The 5,360-nt window shown below is 38.0% G+C and carries 5 protein-coding genes; all 5 read left to right on the top strand.

All coding sequences use genetic code 11. From position 1 onward, the window contains the following. On the top strand, positions 1-863 hold an 863-nt coding region (gene cysD, locus AC1DPQ_RS16460), incomplete at its 5' end, for a sulfate adenylyltransferase subunit CysD (RefSeq protein WP_477610270.1). Between the two features lie 148 nt (positions 864-1,011). After that, complete coding sequence (locus AC1DPQ_RS16455; protein ID WP_029275049.1) at positions 1,012-2,262, top strand: sulfate adenylyltransferase subunit 1; 1,251 nt, start codon at positions 1,012-1,014, stop codon at positions 2,260-2,262. A 379-nt stretch (positions 2,263-2,641) separates the two neighbouring features. Continuing rightward, entirely contained in the window at positions 2,642-3,652 is a 1,011-nt protein-coding gene (locus tag AC1DPQ_RS16450) for a bestrophin family protein (RefSeq protein ID WP_477610269.1), read from the top strand. A 75-nt stretch (positions 3,653-3,727) separates the two neighbouring features. Further along, positions 3,728-4,198 (top strand): hypothetical protein, encoded by a 471-nt coding sequence (locus AC1DPQ_RS16445; RefSeq protein ID WP_477584141.1) that lies wholly within the window; start codon positions 3,728-3,730, stop codon positions 4,196-4,198. 612 nt (positions 4,199-4,810) lie between these two features. Further along, the coding region (locus AC1DPQ_RS16440; RefSeq protein WP_477610268.1) for a uroporphyrinogen-III C-methyltransferase at positions 4,811-5,360 on the top strand (550 nt) is incomplete at its 3' end.

Below are 5,360 nucleotides of genomic sequence, written 5' to 3'. Positions count from 1 at the left end.
AGGCCATTCACATTTTACGTGAAGTGGCAGGTCAGTTTGAAAAACCAGCCTTATTATTTTCGGGTGGAAAAGATTCAATTACTTTAGTTCGTTTGGCAGAAAAAGCTTTCCGTCCGGGGAAATTTCCTTTTCCTTTAGTACATATTGATACAGGCCATAATTTTGAAGAAACCATCACTTACCGCGATCAGATGGTAGAGCGAATTGGCGAAAAATTAATCATCGGCTCTGTGCAAGAATCAATAGATCAAGGGAAAGTTGTAGAGCAAACAGGTAAAAATGCCAGTAGAAATGCTTTGCAGACCGTAACCTTGCTTGATACCATTGCAAAATACCAATTTGATGCCTGCATTGGTGGCGCACGTAGAGATGAGGAAAAAGCAAGGGCTAAAGAACGTATTTTCTCTGTTCGTGATGAATTTGGCCAATGGGATCCAAAACGCCAACGTCCTGAACTTTGGAATATTTACAACGGTAAAATCCACAAAGGAGAAAATATCCGTGTATTCCCGATCAGTAACTGGACGGAGCTTGATGTTTGGAATTATATCCGCAGAGAGAAAATAGACCTGCCAAGTATTTATTTCTCGCACGAACGCGATTGTATCACCAGAAATGGACAGCTGATGGCTGCTTCACCATTTTTAAATATGGATGATGAAGATGTGGTAGAACGTAAACAGGTTCGTTTCCGTACCGTGGGCGATATGTCTTGTACTGCTGCGGTAGAATCGGATGCGACTTTGATTGATGATATTATTTCTGAAATCAGCGCTTCTAAAATTTCAGAGCGTGGTGCCCGTATGGATGATAAAGTTTCTGAAGCCGCAATGGAAGACAGAAAAAAGGGGGGATATTTTTAAGGCGTATCAAGTAATAAGTATCAGGTATCGAGATTGATATAAATCTTAATACAGATATTTTACATTGATGCCATTAATTAATATAAACGTTTTTAGATCGCATTTAGGTCTTGATACTTTATACTTCTATCTTAATACTATAAATAACATGAACATATTAAAATTTTTCACAGCAGGCAGTGTAGATGATGGTAAAAGTACCTTAATCGGCCGTTTGTTATACGATACAGATTCTATTTTGGCCGATCAATTAGAAGCTTTACAGAGCTCTAACCGTAAAAATGATGACGGAACAATAGATTTAGCCATTTTAACGGATGGTTTGAGAGCAGAGCGCGAGCAAGGTATTACCATTGATGTAGCCTATAAATACTTTCAGACAGAAAAACGCAAATTTATTATTGCCGATACGCCTGGCCACATTCAATATACAAGGAATATGGTTACGGGTGCCTCTACTGCTAACCTGGCCATTATTTTGATTGATGCCCGTAACGGCGTGGTAGAACAGACCATCCGCCACTCATATATTGTTTCCTTATTGGGCATTAAACATGTAGTGGTTTGTATCAATAAAATGGATATGGTTGACTATAGCGAAACCGTTTATAGCGCCATTATAGAAAAATACAAAGTTTTGGCGCAGCAATTAAAGCTTGCCGATGTAACTTATATTCCGGTTAGTGCCTTAAAAGGCGATAACATTGTGCAAAATTCAGGTAACATGGATTGGTACGAAGGAGAGAGTTTGTTACATTTCTTAGAGAAGGTTGATACCGACAATTTAGATAAATCGCAATTGGCCCGCATGCCGGTACAGTGGGTGATACGTCCACAAACAGAAGAATTGCACGATTATCGCGGTTATGCTGGTAGGGTACTAAGTGGTACTTTTAATTTAAATGATAAAGTTACTGTATTACCTAGTGGTGCGAGTTCTACTGTCGAGAAAATTGAATTTTTTGATCAAACACCCGATGCAGCTCACGCTGGCCAATCAGTTATTATTCACTTGAAAGATGATGTAGATATTAGCCGTGGCGATACCATTGTAAATGCTTCGGCATTGCCGCAAGAATCGAAGCTGATTGAAGCAGACCTTTGCTGGATGGATGGCCGTGCGTTAGATACTTCTATCATGTATAATATTCAGCACAATAGTAAAATTACGCGTTGTAAAATCAGCGAGATTCTGCACAAAGTTGACATCAATACACTTGAAAAACATGCTGCTGACGAATTTAAATTGAACGATATTGGCCGTGTGATTATTAAAACAGCCGATGCTTTGGCATTCGATTTATACGATGATAACCGCGCAAATGGTTCAGCTATTTTGGTCGATACGCGCACAAATTTAACCGTTGGCGCTTTAATGTTCAGGGCAGCAGTAGAATAAAATGTAAAATGAATAATGGAAATTGATCAATGACCAATAGCGAAAGCTTCAAGGAATATAGATAAAATCTTAATCTTCTTAATTCCTTAATGGTGGAAAAATGGATGATGAAAATTGTGAAACGATGAGATCTTTATTTCAGCTTATTGATCCTGAAATCATACAATCCTGAAAATCTTACAGTAGAGAACCACAACCAAATATAATAATGAAGACTTTAGGTTTTTAATCTAAAGTGAAAGCAATTTCAGCGGGGCGCCAGATAGGTAGCCCCGTTTTTCGTTTGACGATTTTTTTAAACATTTTAAATATAGGCGCTTTAAATTTTTTATATCTTAGTTTAAATCCCTCAGATAATTTTCCGAATAAACCAAAAACTATGCACGCTGGAAAGAAATATACCTTTTTCGAATTTATTGTATGGACCCGACGGGATATTTACCGTTTAACCATTCTTGCCATTATCCCTACTGTACTTTATCATTTTTGTAAGTTCACCTTTCTCTCCATTTCATGGGTTCCGGTAGCACTTTTAGGAACAGCTGTTTCTTTTATCATAAGTTTTAAAAATAATGCCAGTTATTCGCGTCTTTGGGAGGCCAGGCAGATTTATGGAGGAATTATAAATACGAGCCGTGCTTTTGGGGTGATGGTGCGCGATTACTTAGCATCACAAGATAAAAAAGCAGATGTTCAGATCATTTTTTACCGCCATTTTGCCTGGCTAACAGCCTTACGGTTTCAGTTAAGAGAACCGAGAGCCTGGGAAAACGCGAACGACCCCCGTAATATTGAATACGCCAGATTGTACCATGTTTCCGAAAAAACTGATAAGTTAGAAGGTAGCTTATCGGAATATCTTTCAGCAGATGAATTGAAGTACATTTTAAGTAAGAAGAATAAGGCTACCCAATTAATGGCTTTGCAATCGAGCCACATTAATAAGTTAGCAACTGCCGGAAACTTATCCGATTTACAATTACAATCTTTGCAAAACTCAATTACCAGTTTTTACGATAACCAGGGTAAAGCCGAAAGAATTAAAAACTTTCCTTACCCGCGCCATTTTTCATCAATAGCCACCATTATGTTAAACCTGTTTGTGTTTTTGGTGCCTTATGGTCTATTAAACGAATTTAACAAATTGGGTAATGGTACTTTGATTGAGGGTTATTCCATTTGGTTAAATGTTCCATTTGCGATTTTACTCACCTGGGTTTTTAACTCTTTGGATATTGTTGGCGAAAGTTCTACAAATCCTTTTGAAGGAAGTGCCAATGATGTGCCCATTACCAATATCTCGCGGACAATAGAAATCGACATGAGGGATATGCTTGATGAAACTGATCTGCCTCCTGTACTAACACCCGAAAATAGTATACTGATGTAAATTTCCATTATGGAAATGATGGAAAATCATCATCGTATTTGTATATTGAGTAGAAAACAATAAATCGCAATTACCATGAAAAGAAATATCCTTTACCTCGCTTTGGCTGCAATCCCTTTTGCCTATGCCTGTACCCAAAATAATAAAACAACTACTGGCACTAAAACTAAAACCGATTCTTTGGTTAGTGAGAACTGTTATGCAGCAGGTTTTGAAAAAGACAGTGCAGCCATGAATGTGAAAATACTGGCCTCAGGTAAAGTTACGGGTTCATTATTGGTTAATTATGCCGAGAAACCGCATAACAATGGTACCATAAACGGAAAATTTAACGGCGATACCTTACTGGTAGATTACCGCTTTAAAACTGGCGAGGATACCATAAAAGTTTACACCAACCCATTGGCATTTTTAAAGAAAGATGGAAAACTAATTATGGGGGTGGGGCAAATAGAAACCACACTTGGCAGATCTTATTTTGTTAAAGGAAAACCCATTAATTTCGAGGCTGGGAAGTTTACTTTTGAACCAAAGGATTGTAAATAATTTTATGTGCCACCGAACCTACCGGTCTTAGCGTTTCGCTAAGGCCTGGTTAGTTTTTGTGGCGGAGATACAGAAAGTACAGAATTCCCAATCAGTTGGTCATCCTGAGGGATAATTTATTGTGTAAAAATCAATGTAAATGATATGTTGATAGGCTGCGAAGAATCGTCATTGCGAGAAGGCTTTCTCAGCCGACGAAGCAATCTTACAACGATCGCTATAGCCTGCGCTTTAAGATTCCCGCCTGCGCGGGAAAGACGATCACTCTTCGTTAGTTTTTGTGATGGAGATACATGAAATTATTCGTTCAATTTGTCATCCTGTCCAAAGGACTCCTGTGGAGAGCGGAGTCGAAGGATCTTTTAATATAGGTCTCTGTTTCACCGTAAAGATTCTTCACTGTGTTCCGAATGACAACCCAATTCCATGCTGGTGATTCAAAAACGCGTACATTCCCTATAGGATAAATCTTTCATTAACACCCCAAAATCCCATAAATCAACACCCATTAAAAAGCTAGGTAAAATTATTTTAAAATAAATTACTACAATTCCCATAGACTTTATATATTTGTATTATTAACAAACGTATAACGAGCTTAAATTATCTGTTATGATTTTGAATAAAGTAGAAAAAGCGAACATTGAACCAAGAATTACTTTAATAGGTGCAGGTCCTGGCGACCCGGATTTATTTAGTTTAAAAGGTGTTAAAGCATTAAAAACAGCTGATGTTGTTTTATATGATGCAAATGTGAACGAGGCTTTATTGTGTCATGCGCCAGATGGTATACCGAAAGTTTATGTGGGCAAACGTTCAGATGATGAATCGTTTTCTCAGGATGCGGTTAACAAATTGATTGTTGATTACGCTTTAAACTACGGTCACGTGGTACGGTTAAAAAGTGGCGACCCGTTTTTCTTTGCAAAAGGATACGAAGAAATAGATGCTGCAGAATCGTACAGTATCCCTACCGAAATTATTCCGGGTATTTCGAGTGCAACCGGTGCGCCAAGTTTGCAAAAAATCCCGATGATCTATAAAGATTTGAGTGAAAGTTTTTGGGCAGTAACCGGAACAAACTCAAAGGGCGAAATCTCTGAAGATTTATATATCGCAGCAAAAACGAAAGCAACTATTGTTGTTTTAAACGGAATTGAAA

The sequence above is a fragment of the Pedobacter sp. 01T416_2 genome (assembly GCF_056398925.1).
This window is presented reverse-complemented; position numbering and strand designations above follow the sequence as displayed.

Excerpts from the sequence above, each read along its gene's own strand:
- AC1DPQ_RS16455 (WP_029275049.1), top strand. The coding sequence starts at position 1,012 with ATGAACATATTAAAATTTTTCACAGCAGGCAGTGTAGATGATGGTAAA.
- AC1DPQ_RS16450 (WP_477610269.1), top strand. The coding sequence starts at position 2,642 with ATGCACGCTGGAAAGAAATATACCTTTTTCGAATTTATTGTATGGACC.
- AC1DPQ_RS16445 (WP_477584141.1), top strand. The coding sequence starts at position 3,728 with ATGAAAAGAAATATCCTTTACCTCGCTTTGGCTGCAATCCCTTTTGCC.